The 15,594-nt window shown below is 74.1% G+C and carries 13 protein-coding genes; 4 read left to right on the top strand and 9 right to left on the bottom strand.

The annotated features are described in order from the left end of the window. Positions 1-83: 83 nt before the first annotated feature. From NL142_RS13890 to NL142_RS13875, 4 genes are all read right to left on the bottom strand, one after another. Positions 84-284, bottom strand: a complete 201-nt coding sequence (locus NL142_RS13890; protein ID WP_435081604.1) for a KTSC domain-containing protein — start codon at positions 282-284, stop codon at positions 84-86. Between the two features lie 204 nt (positions 285-488). Next, complete coding sequence (locus NL142_RS13885; protein WP_435080174.1) at positions 489-2,363, bottom strand: amidase family protein; 1,875 nt, start codon at positions 2,361-2,363, stop codon at positions 489-491. A gap of 115 nt (positions 2,364-2,478) precedes the next feature. Next, complete coding sequence (locus NL142_RS13880; RefSeq protein WP_012039344.1) at positions 2,479-2,661, bottom strand: PspC domain-containing protein; 183 nt, start codon at positions 2,659-2,661, stop codon at positions 2,479-2,481. Positions 2,662-2,725: 64 nt separating this feature from the next. Then, positions 2,726-3,133 carry a hypothetical protein gene (locus NL142_RS13875; protein WP_435080173.1) on the bottom strand — a complete coding sequence of 136 codons (408 nt, stop codon included), beginning with the start codon at positions 3,131-3,133 and terminating at the stop codon, positions 2,726-2,728. A gap of 123 nt (positions 3,134-3,256) precedes the next feature. Between NL142_RS13875 and NL142_RS13870 the strand changes: the two genes are divergently transcribed. After that, positions 3,257-4,069, top strand: coding sequence for a hypothetical protein (locus NL142_RS13870; protein ID WP_435080172.1), 813 nt, complete (start codon positions 3,257-3,259; stop codon positions 4,067-4,069). 209 nt (positions 4,070-4,278) lie between these two features. Next, positions 4,279-4,881, top strand: a complete 603-nt coding sequence (locus NL142_RS13865; RefSeq protein ID WP_435080171.1) for an ANTAR domain-containing protein — start codon at positions 4,279-4,281, stop codon at positions 4,879-4,881. A 114-nt stretch (positions 4,882-4,995) separates the two neighbouring features. Here NL142_RS13865 and NL142_RS13860 read toward each other — a convergent pair whose 3' ends face one another. Then, complete coding sequence (locus NL142_RS13860) at positions 4,996-6,003, bottom strand: sigma-70 family RNA polymerase sigma factor (protein ID WP_435080170.1); 1,008 nt, start codon at positions 6,001-6,003, stop codon at positions 4,996-4,998. A gap of 254 nt (positions 6,004-6,257) precedes the next feature. On the opposite strand from NL142_RS13860, the gene NL142_RS13855 reads away from it, so the two are divergent. Then, positions 6,258-7,790, top strand: a complete 1,533-nt coding sequence (locus tag NL142_RS13855; RefSeq protein WP_435080169.1) for an amino acid permease — start codon at positions 6,258-6,260, stop codon at positions 7,788-7,790. Positions 7,791-7,808: 18 nt separating this feature from the next. On the opposite strand, the gene NL142_RS13850 is transcribed toward NL142_RS13855, so the two are convergent. The 3 genes from NL142_RS13850 to NL142_RS13840 form a co-directional block, all read right to left on the bottom strand. Beyond that, the gene (locus NL142_RS13850) at positions 7,809-8,612 is read right to left on the bottom strand and encodes a DNA-formamidopyrimidine glycosylase family protein (RefSeq protein WP_435080168.1); all 804 of its coding nucleotides are present in this window, start codon (positions 8,610-8,612) and stop codon (positions 7,809-7,811) included. 87 nt (positions 8,613-8,699) lie between these two features. Next, on the bottom strand, positions 8,700-13,520 hold the full coding sequence (locus NL142_RS13845) for a DNA glycosylase AlkZ-like family protein (RefSeq protein ID WP_435080167.1): 4,821 nt from the start codon (positions 13,518-13,520) through the stop codon (positions 8,700-8,702). An 81-nt stretch (positions 13,521-13,601) separates the two neighbouring features. Further along, complete coding sequence (locus NL142_RS13840) at positions 13,602-14,243, bottom strand: alpha/beta hydrolase (protein WP_435080166.1); 642 nt, start codon at positions 14,241-14,243, stop codon at positions 13,602-13,604. A gap of 117 nt (positions 14,244-14,360) precedes the next feature. On the opposite strand from NL142_RS13840, the gene NL142_RS13835 reads away from it, so the two are divergent. After that, positions 14,361-14,915 (top strand): NUDIX hydrolase family protein, encoded by a 555-nt coding sequence (locus NL142_RS13835; protein ID WP_012039335.1) that lies wholly within the window; start codon positions 14,361-14,363, stop codon positions 14,913-14,915. A 51-nt stretch (positions 14,916-14,966) separates the two neighbouring features. Here the strand turns inward: NL142_RS13835 and NL142_RS13830 are convergent, their stop codons facing one another. Then, positions 14,967-15,590, bottom strand: a complete 624-nt coding sequence (locus NL142_RS13830; RefSeq protein ID WP_153259348.1) for a TetR/AcrR family transcriptional regulator — start codon at positions 15,588-15,590, stop codon at positions 14,967-14,969. Positions 15,591-15,594: the final 4 nt, after the last annotated feature.

The raw sequence follows: 15,594 nt of genomic DNA, 5'->3' as shown, positions 1-15,594 counted from the left end.
GTAAGTCTCTGCGAATTTGCATTAAGTACGCACTTTCTTAATTCAGAGGATTTATGCCTTCCCCCAGAAGAATGCGATCCGACTTATGTCACTCGATTGGTGACATGCGCCTTAATTTTACGCCCGACTCTTCGCCACGGATTGGGCTGAAGCATCTCCTGGTACAGGCTTGGCGCAACTTCGTAGTAGTCGTAGATCCCGCCGCTTTGAAACTGTACGCGAAGCGTACGTGAGCTATTGTCATAACCCACGGCTTGAACGTTGGTGGAGATAACGGAGTGCATTTGCATGATGGCCTTCGGGTCGGTAGTTCGGTGGCAGTGGTCCTGGTGTGGATACAGGTAATAGGCGCCACTGCTCTTTTGGATTGAGCCCAATCTAACGCCCGGCATCAACTGGTATATGGTCCTGCCAATTATTCATTAGCCCCAAAAGAGGGGCGGGTGGCCGATGGCCGCCCGCCCCTCTCGCGTCCCGGGTGCGCGCGGTCAGGTGGCGGGGTGGCGCCGGCGGCGCACGAGGCCCGCGGCGACCACGATCCCGCCGACGAGCGCGAGAGCCGCGGCGATGGCGAGATTCTCGGCGAGCGTGTTGATCCCGATGCCGGCCGTGCGGACCGCGCCGAGCGCCTGCGGGGCGGGGTCGGCGGGGTCGTCGGTCGCGGCGGCCGGGGCCTCCGTTGCCGCGGGCACCGGATCCGCATCCGCCACCAGCTCCGGCGTCGTCCCCGGCGCGACCCGGTGCCGGGTCGCCTGCTCGTACGCGTAGGCCATCGCGAGCAGGTCGCCGTCGTGGCTGCGGGGCGCGGCGAGCTCGAGGCCGACGGGAGCGCCCGTCGAGGTGAAGCCCGCGGGTACCGAGATCGTGGGGATCCCGGTGTTCGCGCCGACGTCGCAGAACGTGGTGCCCGCCCATGTCGCCGTCGCGCTGGTGGCGCTCGTCGGCATCGCGAGCGCGTCGATGCCCTGCTCCACGAAGAACGCGTCCATCGCCGCCTTGCCCGCGTCCTGCTCCGCGATCGACCGCTCGTAGTCGGGGCTCGGGACGTCCTCGTGGCTGAGGAAGTAGGCGATGTCGCCGTCGGTGAGCGCGCTCGGCCGGTCGGCCATCACGTCGGCGAAGGAGAGCACGTCGGCGGGTGCGGTGCGCGCCGCCACGCGCGTCGACCAGGTGGCGGGCGTCTCGCGGAGGAAGCGGTCGATCGCCGGGCGCATGTCGCGCCATCCGCCGCTCTGCAGCGTCTGCTCCACGAACTCCTGCGTGAGCGGCACGTCCACGACCTCGGCGCCCTGGGCTTCGAGGTCGCGCACGGCCTGCTCCATGAGGGCGCTCGTCTCGGCGAGGCCGGGCCGCTCGGGATCGTCCGGGATGTCCCAGCGGACGTAGCCGATGCGCTTCCCGGCGAGGGCGGTGGTCGACAGGCCGGAGACGTACGCGTCGGTGTCCTGCTGGTCGGCGATCTCCGTGAGCGGATCCGCCGGGTCGCGCCCCGCGAGCACCTCCGTGAGGAGCGCGGCGTCGGCGACCGTGGTGGTCATCGGCCCGGAGACGTCCTGCCGGGGCGAGAGCGGCACGATGCCAGCGGTGCTCGTGAGGCCCATCGTCGGCCGGAATCCCACGAGGCCCTGGTGCGCGGCCGGTCCCAGGATGGATCCGCACGAGTCCGTGCCGAGCCCCGCCGGCGCGTAGGCGGCCGCCACCGCCGCGCCCGTGCCCCCGCTGGATCCGCTCGCGCTCCACGACCGGTCGTACGGGTTCGCCGTGCGGCCGCGCGCGGAGCCCAGCGTGTAGGTGCCGTGCCACGCGAACTCGGACATGTTCGTCTTCGCGAGGATGATCGCGCCGGCCGCCCGCAGCCGCGCGACCGCGGTGGAGTCGGCCGTCGTGCGGTAGTCGCGGAGCGCCGCGCTGCCGACGGTGGTGGGCATGTCGGCCGTGGCGTGGTTGTCCTTCACGACGATCGGGACGCCGTGCAGCGGCCCGCGGATCGAGCCGGCCGCGCGCTCCGCGTCGAGCGTCGCGGCCGTCGCGAGCGCGTCCGCGTTCGTGGTGATGACGGCCTGGAGGCCCGGCCCGTCGTCGCCCCGGTCGTCGTACGCGTCGATGCGCGCGAGGTAGGCGCGGGTCAGCGCGACGGAGGTGGTGGATCCGGCGTCGAGGAGCGCGACCGCGTCGGCGACGCCCAGGTCGACGACGGCGGGGGCTGCGGGCGAGGCCGATGCGGCGGGATCCGCGTCGGTGGACGCCCGGGCAGGGCCCGCGTCGATCCCGCCGCCCGTCGCGAGGCCGACCGCGAGCGCGGCCGTGGCGAGGGCGCGACCGCCGGTGCGGATCCGGGCGCGGGCGCGTGGACGAGCGGGCATGCGGATCCATCCAGACGTGGGGAGAGGCGTCTCCCCAGTCTGGGAACCGGGTGTTGCGGGAGCGTTTCCGGCGCGGGACGATCCCGGGTCGCCGACGCACGGCGACCCGGGCGGGTCAGCGCTGCTTGGGGAAGACGATCCAGAGGATCAGGTACAGGAGCACCTGCGGGCCCGGCAGTACGATGGAGAGCACGAACAGCAGGCGGACGAGGAAGCGGCTGATGCCGAAGCGGTCGGCGAGGGCGGCGCAGACGCCGGCGATGATCTTGCCGCGACGGGGACGGGTGAGGGAGGCCATGCATCGAGCATGGCAGGGGCGGCTGCGCCGCTGCCGGATGCGCGCCCCCTGCGGACGGGTCGCGTCAGCCGCGCCCGGCCCCCGCGCGCGCCTCGTCGATCGCGGCGATGATCCGCGCGCCGCCCCACACGATGAACAGCAGCCGGTGGCCGCTCACGAGCGTGACCTCGAGCCGACGGCTGATGCCGCGGGACACGTCGCGCGCCGCCGCGATCTCGCCGATCGGGACCTTGAGCGTGCCTCGGACGCGGTTGGCGGCGTGCGTGCGGAAGACGAGCGCCCGCGTCGTGATCGTCAGACGGCCGCCGAGTCCCTCCCTGCCCGCCATGCCGACGGCGCGCATCGCCGGCTCGACGCTCGGTGCCAGCGGCACGATGCGCAGCTCGGAGAGGCCGAACTCGGCGCGGTCGACGAGGTGGTTCGCGGCCTTGCTGATCAGGATGCGGCCCTCGTCGGCCCGTGCGTCGCTCATGCCCCGACGGTATCCGGGTCCGCTCCCGCCGCCCGCGCGCGACTCTCGCGCCCCGGGCTCCGTCCCCTGGGCAGCCCGTGGGAATGCGCGCGTTCCCTCGGGTGCCGGAATTAGCGTCGGGGGATGAGGATGCGCACCCTGCCCCTGGTCCTGATCGCCTCGACCGCGGTCGTCCTGACGTCGTGCACCGGCCCCGACGAGGTCGAACCCGTCCCGTTGCCGGTCCCCGAGTCCGTCGAGACGTCGCCCGCGGACGAGGGCGACGAGGCCGCGGCGCCCACCGCCGCGACCGCGCTCGTCGCCGCGTACCTCGACGCCGTAGCGGCCGGCGATGCCGGCACCGCATGGGGCATGCTCACGCCCGAGGCGCAGGGGTCGGCCGGATCCCGGGAGTCGTACGTCGCCTCCTTCGGCCGCGCGGGCAACGTCTCCCCGGAGGATGCCGAGCGGCTGCGCGCGGTCGAGCCGATCTCGGCCGAGGGCCCCGAGGGCGCCTTCACGCTCGTGTCCGCCTCGGACGGCGACGTGGCCGACGCCTGGATCGTGCGCGACACCGGCCGGGGACTCCTGCTCGACGACCACGTCGTCCCCGCGACCGGCGCGACGCCCTACGAGTGGCGCAACCCGGCGGCGGGCCCCGAGGGATCCGCGGATCCGGTGCCCGCCGTCGACGCCTCGCGCCCGCTCTCCGTCGCGTTCGTCGCGCCGGAGGACGGCTCCGAGGATGGCGGGCTCGTCGGCTACCCCGAGACGGCCTGGGCGTGGGTCGACGGGACCGAGGTGCCCGTCGGGCTCGTCGCCGCGGGATCCGGCCGCCTCCTCGAGCTCGACACCTCGGCCTGGACGGACGACGACGAGGCCCGTGACGCGGTCACGCTCGTGTGGCAGGTGGGAGGCGACTCGCTCGCCTGGCGCGGCACGACCGTCGCGGCCTGACGCGACGGCCCTGCGTCGAGCCCGCGAGGGCCGGGCGTCGCCCGCGAACGGCTCCCCGTGAGTTCTCGTCCCCGACGCTTTGCGCACAAATCGATGGTGCGATACTCGAATGGTCGAGCCGGGGCTCGGCGTCTCGCCGCGCTGCGGAGGGTCCGGGCCGCGCATCGCCCGAGATCTGCCGACGTCCCCGAACGCACGGGAGGCATCGGATGGAGCAGCACCGTTCGGCCCTGCCCGTCCACGTCGTCGCCGCGTTCCACGCGGCACCGAGCCGCGCCGCCGGCGTCGAGCTGCTGCTCTCCGCGCTCCTCGACGCGTCCTCCGCGACGGGCGCGGCCGTCGTCCTGCCCCGCGCGGCCGAGGTCGCGGTGGCGGGGGAGTCCGGCGCCGCGCTCGGCGCGCTCCTCGCAGCGCGGCCCGTGCCCGGCGGATCCGGCCTGTTGCTCGTCGGCTTGGCCGACGGTGCCGGCGGGCGCACCGACGGGAGGCCCGACGCGCGCACCGACGCGGGCGGCGCCGTCGCGCTGCACCGCGCGACCGGGACGCTCGACGCGGCCGACCGAGCGGTGGCCGAGGAGGTCGCCGTGCACGCGCGCATCGCGCTCGCCGCGTGGGACGCCGCGGACGACCTCGCGCTCGGCCTCGCGTCGCGCTCCGTCATCGGTCAAGCCCAGGGGATCCTGATGGAGCGCTTCTCGCTCGACGCCGACCGCGCGTTCCAGGTGCTCCGGCGCTACTCGCAGGACGGCAACGTGAAGCTCGTCGAGGTCGCGCGCCGAGTGGTGGAGACGGGCGCGCTGCCCGGCACCTGAGCGGATCGCGTCGGCGCCGCCGCCGGGGTGCGCTGGCGCGGAGCCCCGAGCCGCGGAGCCCCGAGCCGCGGAGCCCCGAGCCGCGGAGCTCCGAGCCGCGGAGCCGATCCGGCCTCAGGCCGTGCGCCGGTCGGCCTCGCGCACGCGGATCGGCGACACGGCGGCCAGCGGGGCGACCTCGGGCAGGGCCTCCGCCTCGCCGCGGGTCAGCTCGGCGCGCAACGCCCCGAGGATCCGCGCGAGCAGCCGCGACACCTGCATCTGCGTCACGCCGAGCTCGGCCGCGATCTCGCTCTGGCTGCACTCGTCGACGAAGCGCAGGTGCAGGATCCGCCGGTCGCGATCGCTGAGGACGCCGCGCGCCGCGTCCAGCAGCACCGTGCGTTCGGCGCGCGCGTAGCCGGGGTCGTCGGCGCCGAGGGTGTCTGCCAGGGAGATGCCCTCGTCCTCGTGCACCGTGAAGTCGAGCGACGCGGGCCGGAGGCTGGAGTGCGCGGCGAGCGCCTCGGCCACCTCCTCGCGGGCGTGCCCGGTGTGCGCCGCGAGCTCGGCGTCGGTGGGCGTGCGGCCGAGCCTCTGCGTGAGCGCGGGCACGACCGCGAGCAGCGCGTGCCGGAGCTCCTGGACCTGCCGGGGTGGGCGGACCACCCACCCGTTGTCGCGGAGGTGGCGCTTGATCTCGCCGGAGATGGTGGGGATCGCGAACGAGACGAAGGGCGCGCCGAACCCCGGGTCGTAGCGGCGCGCGGCCTTCACGAGGCCGAGGTAGCCGACCTGACGCAGGTCGCTCCAGTCGTGGGCGCGGCCCGAGTGCTGGCGGGCGAGCTGGTCGGCGAGCTCGAGGTGGTCGAGCACGATCTGGTCGTGAAGGCGGCGGCGTTCGGCCTCGCCCGCGGGATCCTCGGCGACTGCGGCCGCGCGCACGAACCGGTCGTGGGTGACCCGGCGCTTCTCGTCGCGCGCCGCCGTGAGGTCGGGCGCGAGCGGCGTCGGGCGGGGGAGGTTCGTCGGGCGGGGGAGCGTCGTCGACAGCGGGATCGCCGACGCGGATGCGCGGGAGGCGGATCCGCACGAGGCGGTCGGGGCGGCGGCGAGGGCGCGCGTGCGCAGCGTTCCGGTCACTCAGGACCTTCCGGACTCGTGTCGGATGCGGCACGCTGCTTGACCGCTCCTCCAGAGAAGCACTGCTCCTCATGGGTGCCTAGGTCCCCCGATCACTTCTCCTCGGCGCTTCTCCCGCTTCTCCGCGGGCCGGGCGTGTCGGGGGCCCGCGCATCCGCACCAGCACGGAGCAGCGCCCCCGGACGGGGGCGCTACCCGCCCGCCGGTAGGCTCGATCCCCGTTCCCCGAGCCACCACCACCGAACGGACGCCCCATGAGCCTGTTCCGCACGAAGAGCATCGAGTCGTCGCTCGCCGACGCCGCGGGAGGCGAACGCAGCCTCACCCGCTCCCTCGGCACCTGGGACCTCATGCTCATGGGCGTGGCCGTCGCGGTCGGCGCCGGCATCTTCTCCGTCGGCGCGAAGGCCGCGGGCAACTACGCGGGCCCGTCGGTCACGCTCGCGTTCGTGCTCGCCGCCGTCACGTGCGGCCTCGCGATCATGTGCTACGCCGAGTTCGCCTCCGCCGTGCCCGTCGCGGGCAGCGCGTACACCTTCACCTACGCGACCATGGGCGAGCTGCTCGCGTGGATCATCGGCTGGGACCTCATCCTCGAGATGCTCACGGCGGCCGCGGTCATCGCGAAGTACTGGGGCATCTACCTGGAGTCGGCGCTCAAGCTCGCGGGACTCGACATCCCGTCCACCATCACGGTCTTCGGCCTCGGGATCAGCTGGGGCGCCGTGCTCATCACCGCGATCTTCACCGTGCTGCTCGTGCTCGGCACCAAGCTCTCCAGCCGGGTCTCGAGCGTCTTCACCGTGCTCAAGGTCGGGGTCGTCCTGTTCGTGATCGTCGTCGGCGCGTTCTACGTGAAGGCGGAGAACTACTCGCCGTTCATCCCGCCGCAGCGCCCGACCGAGGGCGGATCCGCCGACGTCTGGACCCAGTCCCTGTTCTCCTGGGCGAGCGGCCAGGAGCCGACGCAGTACGGCCTCTACGGCCTGCTCGCCGGAGCGTCGCTCGTCTTCTTCGCGTTCATCGGCTTCGACGTGGTCGCCACGAGCGCCGAGGAGGTCAAGGACCCGCAGCGGACGCTGCCGCGCGGCATCTTCGCGGGCCTCGCGGTCGTCACCGTGCTCTACGTGCTCGTGACCCTCGTGCTCACCGGCATGGTCCCGTACACGGTGCTCGCGGATGCGGAGGAGCCGTCGCTCACGACCGCCTTCACCGCGGTCGGCGCCGGATGGGCGGCGCAGGTGATCTCCATCGGCACGCTGCTCGGCCTCACCACCGTGCTCATGGTGCTGCTGCTCGGCCTCGCGCGCGTCGTCTTCGCGATGAGCCGCGACGGCCTGCTGCCGCGCGGCCTCAGCCGCACGTCGGCGAAGCGCCGCACGCCGGTGCGGGTGCAGATCATCGCGGGCGTCGTGGTCGCGGCCCTCGCCGGGTTCACCGACGTGGGCGTGCTCGAGGAGATGATCAACATCGGCACGCTGTCCGCGTTCGTGCTCGTGAGCATCGGCGTGATCGTGCTGCGGAAGAAGCGCCCGGACATCCGGGCGTCGTTCCGCGTGCCGCTCATGCCGTGGCTGCCGATCCTCTCGGCCGTGCTCTGCGTGTGGCTGATGCTCAACCTCACGACCCTCACCTGGGTCCGCTTCGTCGTCTGGCTCGCGCTCGGCTTCGCGGTCTACTTCCTCTACGGACGCCGCCACTCGCTGGTCGGCAAGGAGGAGGCGCGGATCGCGGCGGGCGGCGCGCCCGCGCCCGAGCTGCCGTCGGCGTCGACGCCGCGCGACTGAGCCCCCGGTGCCCGCGCGTCAGGTCTGGCAGCGCGGGCACCAGTAGGTGACCCGATCCTGCGCGCCCATGCCGGGCCGCACGGGGTCGCCGAGCTGCCCCTGCTGGATCCGCGTGCCGCACCGGAGGCACGGCTTGCCCTTGCGCCCGTAGACCCAGTCGGTGCGGCCGCGGCGGAGGTCGCCCGTGGTGGTGCGCTCGATGCGGTCGCGGTTCGCGCGCATGGTGCGGCGGGCGAGCGCGACCATCGCGGGCAGGTCCGGCACCTCGCCGACCGGCCGTGTGGGCAGCACGCCGCGCAGGAAGCAGAGCTCGGCCCGGTAGACGTTGCCGATGCCGGCGGCGTTCCGCTGATCCAGCAGAGCCAGGCCGATCGCCCGATCCGGCTGCGCGGAGATGCGCCGCACGATCTCCTCGGCCGCCACGTCGCCCCAGTCGGGCCCGAGGATGTCCGGCCCGAGATGCCCGACGACCGTGTGCTCCTGGTCGCGCGGGATCACCTCGAGCACCCCCAGCGAGAACCCCACCGTGACGCGCTCCGCCGTCTCGAGCACCACGCGCGCCTCGAACGCCGGCCGCCGCCACGCGGTGCCGTGCTGGTAGATGTGCCAGGAGCCCTCCATCTTGAGGTGGCTGTGGATCGTGAGGTCGCCGACGCGATGGAGGATGTGCTTCCCGACGCTCACGACCTCGTCGACCTCCTGGCCCGCGAGATCGAGCGTCGCGAACTTGGGCACGCGGAAGTCGCTGCGCGTGAGCACCCGGCCGCCGATGGCCTCGTGCAGGTGCGACGCGGTGCGCCAGACGGTGTCGCCCTCAGGCACGGGCGGCTCCCGGCGCGGGCGTGGGACCGGCGTCAGCGCGAGCGGCCGTGTGCGCCGCGCTGCCCGTGCGCGCCTCGCTGCGCGCGCTCACGACCGCATCCGCAGCCCGCGCGGCGTCGCCGAGAAGCCGTGCTCCTGGAGCGCTGTGCCGAGCGGCGTGCCGAGGATGAACGCGCCGTTGACCTTCTCGATCGCGAGCTTCGCGACCCCGCCGCGCCGGACGATCCCGCCGAGCGACTCGGCCGCCGCGCGGATCACCGCCTCGTCGTCGTCGAAGAGCAGCACGGTCTTGCCGCCGCGCTCCACGTAGAGCACGAGCTCGCCGTCGACCAGCACCACGAGCGCGCCCGCCTTGCGGCCGGCGCGGTGGCCGGTGGGGCGCTCGCCGCGCGCGTCGACGCTGCCGGACTCCGCGATCGCGGACGACGCGTCGCCGACTCCCGCGTCGATGTTCGCCTCCGTGCCGGCGCCCGTGACCGCGCCGCCGTCCCCGTCGGGCGACGACGCGTCGAGCCTCGGCCAGGGCAGCGCCGCCCCGTACGCGTTCGCCGGATCCGTGGCCGCGAGCGTCAGCGCGACCAGCGGCCGCTCGCCCGCGTCCGGATCCCGCGTGAAGCCGCGCAGCCGGTCGACCGTGCCGCCCGTCGAGAACTGCGCCGCGCCGAGCGTCTCGATGAAGTACCCGCGGCGAGCACGCCCGGTGTCCTCGAAGCCCGCGAGCACCTTGTACGTGAGCGCGAAGCCGCCGGGCACCCGCTCGGTCATGACGGATCCGCGCGTGACCACGCCGTACCGCTCGAGCAGCAGCTCGGCCGTGCCCGCCGCGCGCACGGTGGCGTCGGTCTCGGCGAGCGGCACGATCGACCAGCGACCGGCCGCGGTGGGTGGCCCGGTGCGGGTGGGCATGTCGGGCCGCGGCATGCGTCCCCCGCGGTACATGCGCCCGCGCGGCGCCCGCTGCGGCGTCTTATGCGCCGTGGATCCGCCGGCGAGCAGCGCCCGCAGCGGCGACAGGGTGTCGTTCGTGACGAGGCCCGCCCACACGAGATCCCACAGCGCGGTGACGAGCGCCTTGTCGTCCGTGGATCCCACGGCGTCGCTCAGCTGACGGAAGAAGTAGCCGCCGCCGGTGCCGAGCGTGGTGAGGATCTCGCGCTGCAGCTCGTCGGTGTCGTGCGCGTCGGGCTCGGGCAGCGTGAGCGCGACCTGGTCGGCGAGGTGCAGGCTGACCCAGCCGTCGGCGCCCGCGAGCGTGCCGGCGCCCGACCAGATGACCTCGCCCGTCGACGTGAGCTCGTCGAGCATGGCGGGCGTGTAGTCGCGCACCCGAGCGGGCAGCACGAGCGTCTCCCACGCGGATGCGGGCACTGGCGCGCCCGCGAGCTGCTCGATGACCTGCAGCACGCCGTCCACCCCGCGGAGCCCGCGCTCGCGATCCGCGCCGGCCACGTGCTGCCACGCGGGCAAGAAGCGCGCGTACGCGGCCCGCTCCACGGGCTCGACCTCGCTGCGGAGCGCCGCGAGCGACCGACTGCGGAGGCGCCGCAGCACCTCGACGTCGCACCACTCGCTGCCGGACGCGCCCGGCCGGAACTCGCCCTCGACCACGCGCCGCTGGGCGCCCAGGCGGGCGAGCGTGTCGGCGATGACGGCGGATCCGAGCCCTATGCCCGTGGCCGCGTCCGCGATGGTGAAGGGGCCGTGCGTGCGGGCGTACCGGCCGACGAGGTCGCCGAGCGGATCCGCGACCGGCTCGACGAACGCCATCGGCGTGCCGATGGGCAGCGGCACGCCGAGGGCGTCGCGCAGCCGGCTCGCGTCCTCGATGGCGGCGACCCGCGGCTTCCCGCCGAACGAGACCCGGAGCGCGCGCCTGCCGGCGACGAGCGCATCGAGGTGGTCGGCCGCGGATCCGGCCTCCTCGGGCTCGAGCCGCGCGGCGACCTCCTCGGCGTCGAGCGGCCCGAGGATCCGCAGCAGGTCGGCGACGCCCTCGAGCCCCTTGGCGCGACGATCGGGCGCGAGCCGCTGCAGCTCCAGCTCGGTGCGCGCGATGACCGCGGGATCCAGCAGCTCGCGCAGCTCCGCCCGCCCCAGCAGCTCGGAGAGCAGGCCCGCGTCGAGCGAGAGCGCGGCCGCCCGGCGTTCGGCCAACGGGCTGTCGCCCTCGTACATGAACGCGCCGACGTAGCTGAAGAGGAGGCTGCGCGCGAACGGCGACGCGTCCTCCGTGGTGGTCTCGACGATCTTGATGCGCCGGGCCTCGATGTCCTTCGCGAGCGACGTGAGCGCGGGCAGGTCGTAGACGTCCTGCAGCACCTCGCGCACGGTCTCGAGCACGATCGGGAACGCGGGGAACTTCCGCGCGACGTCCAGCAGCTGCGACGCGCGCTGGCGCTGCTGCCAGAGCGGCGAGCGGCGGCCCGGGTTGTAGCGCGGCAGGAGGAGCGCGCGGGCGGCGCATTCTCGGAAGCGCGACGCGAACAGGGCGGATCCGCCGACCTCGCGCGTGACGATCGCGTCGAGCTCGTCCGGCTCGAACACGAACAGGTCGGCCCCCGGCGGCTCGCCGTCGGTCTCGGGGATGCGCACCACGATGCCGTCGTCGTTCGCCATGGTCGCGCCGTCGATGCCGTACAGCTCGGTGACCCGCGCCCCGACCGCGAGCGCCCACGGCGCGTGCACCTGCATCCCGTACGGGGAGTGCAGCACCACGCGCCAGTCGCCCAGCTCGTCGCGGAACCGCTCGACCACGAGCGTGCGGTCGTTCGGCACGTGGCCGGTGGCCTTCTTCTGGTCGTCGAGGAACGCGAGCAGGTTGTTCACGGCGCGGTCGTCGAGGCCCACGCGGCCGGCGCGCGCCCGGGCGTCGTCCACCGCGGATCCGGACAGCTCGCGCACGAACGCGCCGATGGCGCGCCCCAGCTCCAGCGGCCGGCCGAGCCCGTCGCCCTTCCAGAACGGCAGCTTGCCCGGCTCGCCGAACGCGGGCGTCACGAGCACGCGGTCGTGCGTGATCTCCTGGATCCGCCAGCTCGTGGCCCCCAGCGCGAACACGTCGCCGACGCGCGACTCGTAGACCATCTCCTCGTCGAGCTCGCCCACGCGCGACGCCTTCTCGCCCACCATGAACACGCCGAAGAGGCCGCGATCCGGGATGGTGCCGCCCGAGGTGACCGCGAGCCGCTGCGCGCCCGGCCGCCCCTCGATGGTGCCCTCGTCGCGGTCCCACACGATGCGGGGGCGCAGCTCCGCGAACTCGTCGGACGGGTAGCGGCCGCTCAGGAGGTCGAGCGTGGCCTCGTACGCGGAGCGCGGCAGCGTGGCGAAGGGCGCGCTCCGCCGCACGATGTCGAACCACTCCTCGACGCCCAGCGGCTCGAGCGCGACGGACGCCACCGTCTGCTGCGCCAGCACGTCGAGCGGGTTCGCCGGCACGCGCAGCGACTCGATCTGCCCGCTCGCCATGCGCTCGGCGGCGACGGCCGAGTGGATGAGGTCGGCCCGGTGCTTGGGGAAGATGACGCCGCGCGAGACCTCGCCCACCTGGTGGCCGGCGCGGCCGACGCGCTGCAGCCCGCTCGCGACCGAGGGCGGCGCCTCGACCTGCACCACGAGATCCACGTCGCCCATGTCGATGCCGAGCTCGAGGCTCGAGGTGGCGACCACGCAGCGGAGCCGACCGGACTTGAGGTCGTCCTCGATGAGGGCGCGCTGCTCCTTCGAGACGGATCCGTGGTGCGCCTTCGCGAGCACCGGATCCGCGCCCTCCGTGCTCCCGGCCTGCGCCATGACCTCGGCGGGCGGCCGGGCGGCGGTGCGGCGCGTGGCGGAGAAGGCGGTGGCGTCGACGGGCCGCGACGACCCGGATCCGGCCGCGGCACCCGCGAGCACGGGCACGGCGTCGGCCGTCGCGGAACCCGTCGCGGACCCGCCCGCCACCGCGTTCCCCGCCGCGTCGATGCGCCCCTCCTCGATGCGCGTCGCGTAGATCTCGTTGAGCCGCGCCGTGAGCCGCTCCGCCAGCCGCCTGCTGTTGGTGAAGACGATGGACGACGTGTGCTGGAGCACGAGGTCGACGATGCCCTCCTCCACGTGCGGCCAGATGGATCCCTGCTGCGGCGCGTCCCCCTGCGCCGCCGACCCCTCGAGCGGCGCCGTGGTGCCGAGCTCGGTCATGTCGTCGACCGGGACGATGACCCGGAGGTCGAACTCCTTCGTGTTCTTCGGCGACACGATCGAGACGGGTGAGCGACCGCCGAGGAACCGCGCCACCTCCTCGGGCGGCCGCACGGTGGCCGACAGGCCGATCCGCTGGGCCGGCTTCTCCAGAAGCGCGTCGAGCCGCTCGAGCGAGAGCGCGAGGTGGCTGCCGCGCTTGGTGGCCGCGACCGCGTGCACCTCGTCGACGATGACCGTCTCGACCCCCGCGAGCGTCTCGCGCGCGGCCGAGGTGAGCATGAGGAACAGCGACTCGGGCGTGGTGATGAGGATGTCCGGCGGCGTCTTCGCGAGCGCGCGCCGGTCGGCCGCCGGGGTGTCGCCGGAGCGCACGCCCACCGTGACCTCGGGCGGCTCGGCACCGAGCCGCTTCGCCGTCTGCACGATGCCCACGAGCGGCGAGCGCAGGTTGCGCTCCACGTCGACCGCGAGCGCCTTCAGCGGCGAGATGTAGAGGACGCGCGTGCGCCGCATCGGATCCTCGGGCGCGGGCCGCGAGGCCAGCCGGTCGATCGACCACAGGAACGCCGCGAGCGTCTTGCCGGATCCGGTGGGCGCCACGACGAGCGCATGCGACCCCTTCTGCACGGCCTCCCACGCGCCGACCTGGGCGGGCGTGGGGCCGGGGAACGCGCCCTGGAACCACTCCCGGGTGGCCGGGGAGAAGCGCGCGAGGACGGGATCCATCTGCTCATCCTCCTCCGGACCACCGACAACGCGTCCGCCCGGGCGCTCCCCGGACGACGGCCGCGCGGGCCGCCACGCGGATCAGCCCGCGTGCTCCCGGATGAACGCCGACACGTCCCGCAGCTCGGCCGCGGAGACGGAGTGCGGGAGGTCCTCGTAGATCCGCTCGGTGAGGGCGGTGTGGGCGCCGATCCACGCGGCCGTGCGCGCGACGGCCTCGTCGGGGATCACCTGGTCGGCGGTGCCGCGGCCCCAGAACACCGGTGTCGGTGAGTCCGCGTTGGCCGCATCGCCCGCGTGATCGCCCCGCACCGAGAACCCGCTGAGCTGCACCGCGTACGAGAACCGCCCGGGCGCGAGCCGCAGCAGCTGGAGCGCGGTGGCGCCGCCCTGGCTGAAGCCGAGGAGGCCCACCGACCGCGGCGGCACGGGCAGCGCGTCGAGCCAGTCGAGCACGCCCTGCGCGGCGGCGTCGGCGGCATCGGGATCCGGATCGCCGGTGGATCCGGGCACGATCGGGAACCACGCGAACCCGCCCTGCAAGGGGAGAGGCGCCCGCAGCGACGCGACGACCGGCCCCAGCGGCAGGTACGGCGACAGCCCGAAGAGGTCGCCCTCGTGCGAGCCGTAGCCGTGCAGCAGCACGAGCAGCGGCCGGTCGGCGAGCTCGGCCGAGGAGGCCGACCAGAGGACGGCGTCGGGATCCAGCGGGAGAGCGGTCACGGTGTCCTGTTCGGGTGGGATGCGGGGCGTCGGGCCCGCCCATCCTCGCATCCGCCCCCGGCAGCCGGTCCGCGCGCCGGGTGGCCGCCGCGCTCCGGCCGTGGGTCACAATGGACCATGACCGTTCGCACCCCGGACCCGAACATCCCCGACCCGAACTCCGGCTGGCTGTCGGACGTGGAGCTGGCGCAGATCCGGCAGCGGCTGCCCCTCCTCTACGTGGAGGCCGTGCCCGTGCGCGTCGACGGCATGGGCCAGGTGAAGGACATCGGCGTGCTGCTGCGCGCCACGGTCACCGGCCAGATGACCCGCATGCTCGTCTCCGGCCGCGTCATGTACGGCGAGACCCTGCGCGACGCGCTCTTCCGCCACCTCGAGAAGGACCTCGGGCCGATGGCGTTCCCGCAGCTCCCCGCGAGCCCGACGCCGTTCTCGGTCGCCGAGTACTTCCCGTTCCCCGGCGCGAGCCCGTACACCGACGACCGGCAGCACGCCGTGTCGCTCGCGTACGTGGTGCCGGTGACCGGCACGTGCGATCCGCGCCAGGACGCGCTCGAGATCACGTGGATGACGCCCGAGGAGGCGGCGTCCGACGCGGTCTCGGCCGACATGGAGGGCGGCCGCGGCGCGCTGCTCCGCGCGGCCCTCGCCTCGGTGGGCGTGCTGCCCTAGTCGCATCACGCCAGCCGGGATGCGGCGGACCGCGGACCGCGGTCTCCCGGATCAGACGGCGGCGGCCCGCTCGGCGAACTGCGGCGGCTCGAGGTAGTGCCGGCGGAGGTCCTCGAAGGCCTGGCTGGCGCCCGCGCCGACGCCGTAGCAGCGCTGCACGTGCAGGCCGTCCATGGCGGAGAGCACGACGGCGGCCGCCGCCTCCGGGTCGAGGTGGGGGTCGATGAGGCCGCGCGCCTGGTCGACGATGACGCCCGCGGTGATGCGCTCGAGCTCGCGCGCGCGGCGCTCGCGGAACAGCTCGTGCAGCGGGTGGCCTGCGGCCGAGGCCTCCGACGAGACGACGGCGATGACGCGGGTGAGGCACGCGCTCTGCTCCCCGTCCGCGATGACCACGGCCGCGTGCTCCGCGACGCTGCGCGGGCGGTGCAGCTCGATGGCCGCGGCGAGACGCTCCTCGCGGCGCTCGAGCACGGCGAGCAGCAGCTCCTCCTTGCCGCTGAAGTGGTGCAGCAGGCCGGCCGGCGTGATCTCGGCCCGGGACGCGATCTCGCGCAGCGAGCTGCTGCGGTACCCCTGCTCGGCGAAGACCTCGATGGCGGTGCGGATGAGGAGCTCCCTGCGCTCCACGCCCTTGCGGTACGGGCCACGGGTGGCGAGGGCGGCGCGAGTCATTGGC

Source organism: Clavibacter quasicaliforniensis (assembly GCF_051201715.1).
GTDB classification, from domain to species: domain Bacteria; phylum Actinomycetota; class Actinomycetes; order Actinomycetales; family Microbacteriaceae; genus Clavibacter; species Clavibacter seminis.
The sequence above is the reverse complement of the archived record's forward strand: the minus strand, read 5'-3'. Positions and strand labels throughout refer to the sequence as shown.

What these genes read in the sequence shown, in the direction of transcription:
- NL142_RS13890 (WP_435081604.1), bottom strand. Translation starts at nt 284, where the DNA reads ATGCACTCCGTTATCTCCACCAACGTTCAAGCCGTGGGTTATGACAAT.
- NL142_RS13885 (WP_435080174.1), bottom strand. Translation starts at nt 2,363, where the DNA reads ATGCCCGCTCGTCCACGCGCCCGCGCCCGGATCCGCACCGGCGGTCGC.
- NL142_RS13880 (WP_012039344.1), bottom strand. Translation starts at nt 2,661, where the DNA reads ATGGCCTCCCTCACCCGTCCCCGTCGCGGCAAGATCATCGCCGGCGTC.
- NL142_RS13875 (WP_435080173.1), bottom strand. Translation starts at nt 3,133, where the DNA reads ATGAGCGACGCACGGGCCGACGAGGGCCGCATCCTGATCAGCAAGGCC.
- NL142_RS13870 (WP_435080172.1), top strand. Translation starts at nt 3,257, where the DNA reads ATGAGGATGCGCACCCTGCCCCTGGTCCTGATCGCCTCGACCGCGGTC.
- NL142_RS13865 (WP_435080171.1), top strand. Translation starts at nt 4,279, where the DNA reads ATGGAGCAGCACCGTTCGGCCCTGCCCGTCCACGTCGTCGCCGCGTTC.
- NL142_RS13855 (WP_435080169.1), top strand. Translation starts at nt 6,258, where the DNA reads ATGAGCCTGTTCCGCACGAAGAGCATCGAGTCGTCGCTCGCCGACGCC.
- NL142_RS13845 (WP_435080167.1), bottom strand. Translation starts at nt 13,520, where the DNA reads ATGGATCCCGTCCTCGCGCGCTTCTCCCCGGCCACCCGGGAGTGGTTC.
- NL142_RS13835 (WP_012039335.1), top strand. Translation starts at nt 14,361, where the DNA reads ATGACCGTTCGCACCCCGGACCCGAACATCCCCGACCCGAACTCCGGC.
- NL142_RS13830 (WP_153259348.1), bottom strand. Translation starts at nt 15,590, where the DNA reads ATGACTCGCGCCGCCCTCGCCACCCGTGGCCCGTACCGCAAGGGCGTG.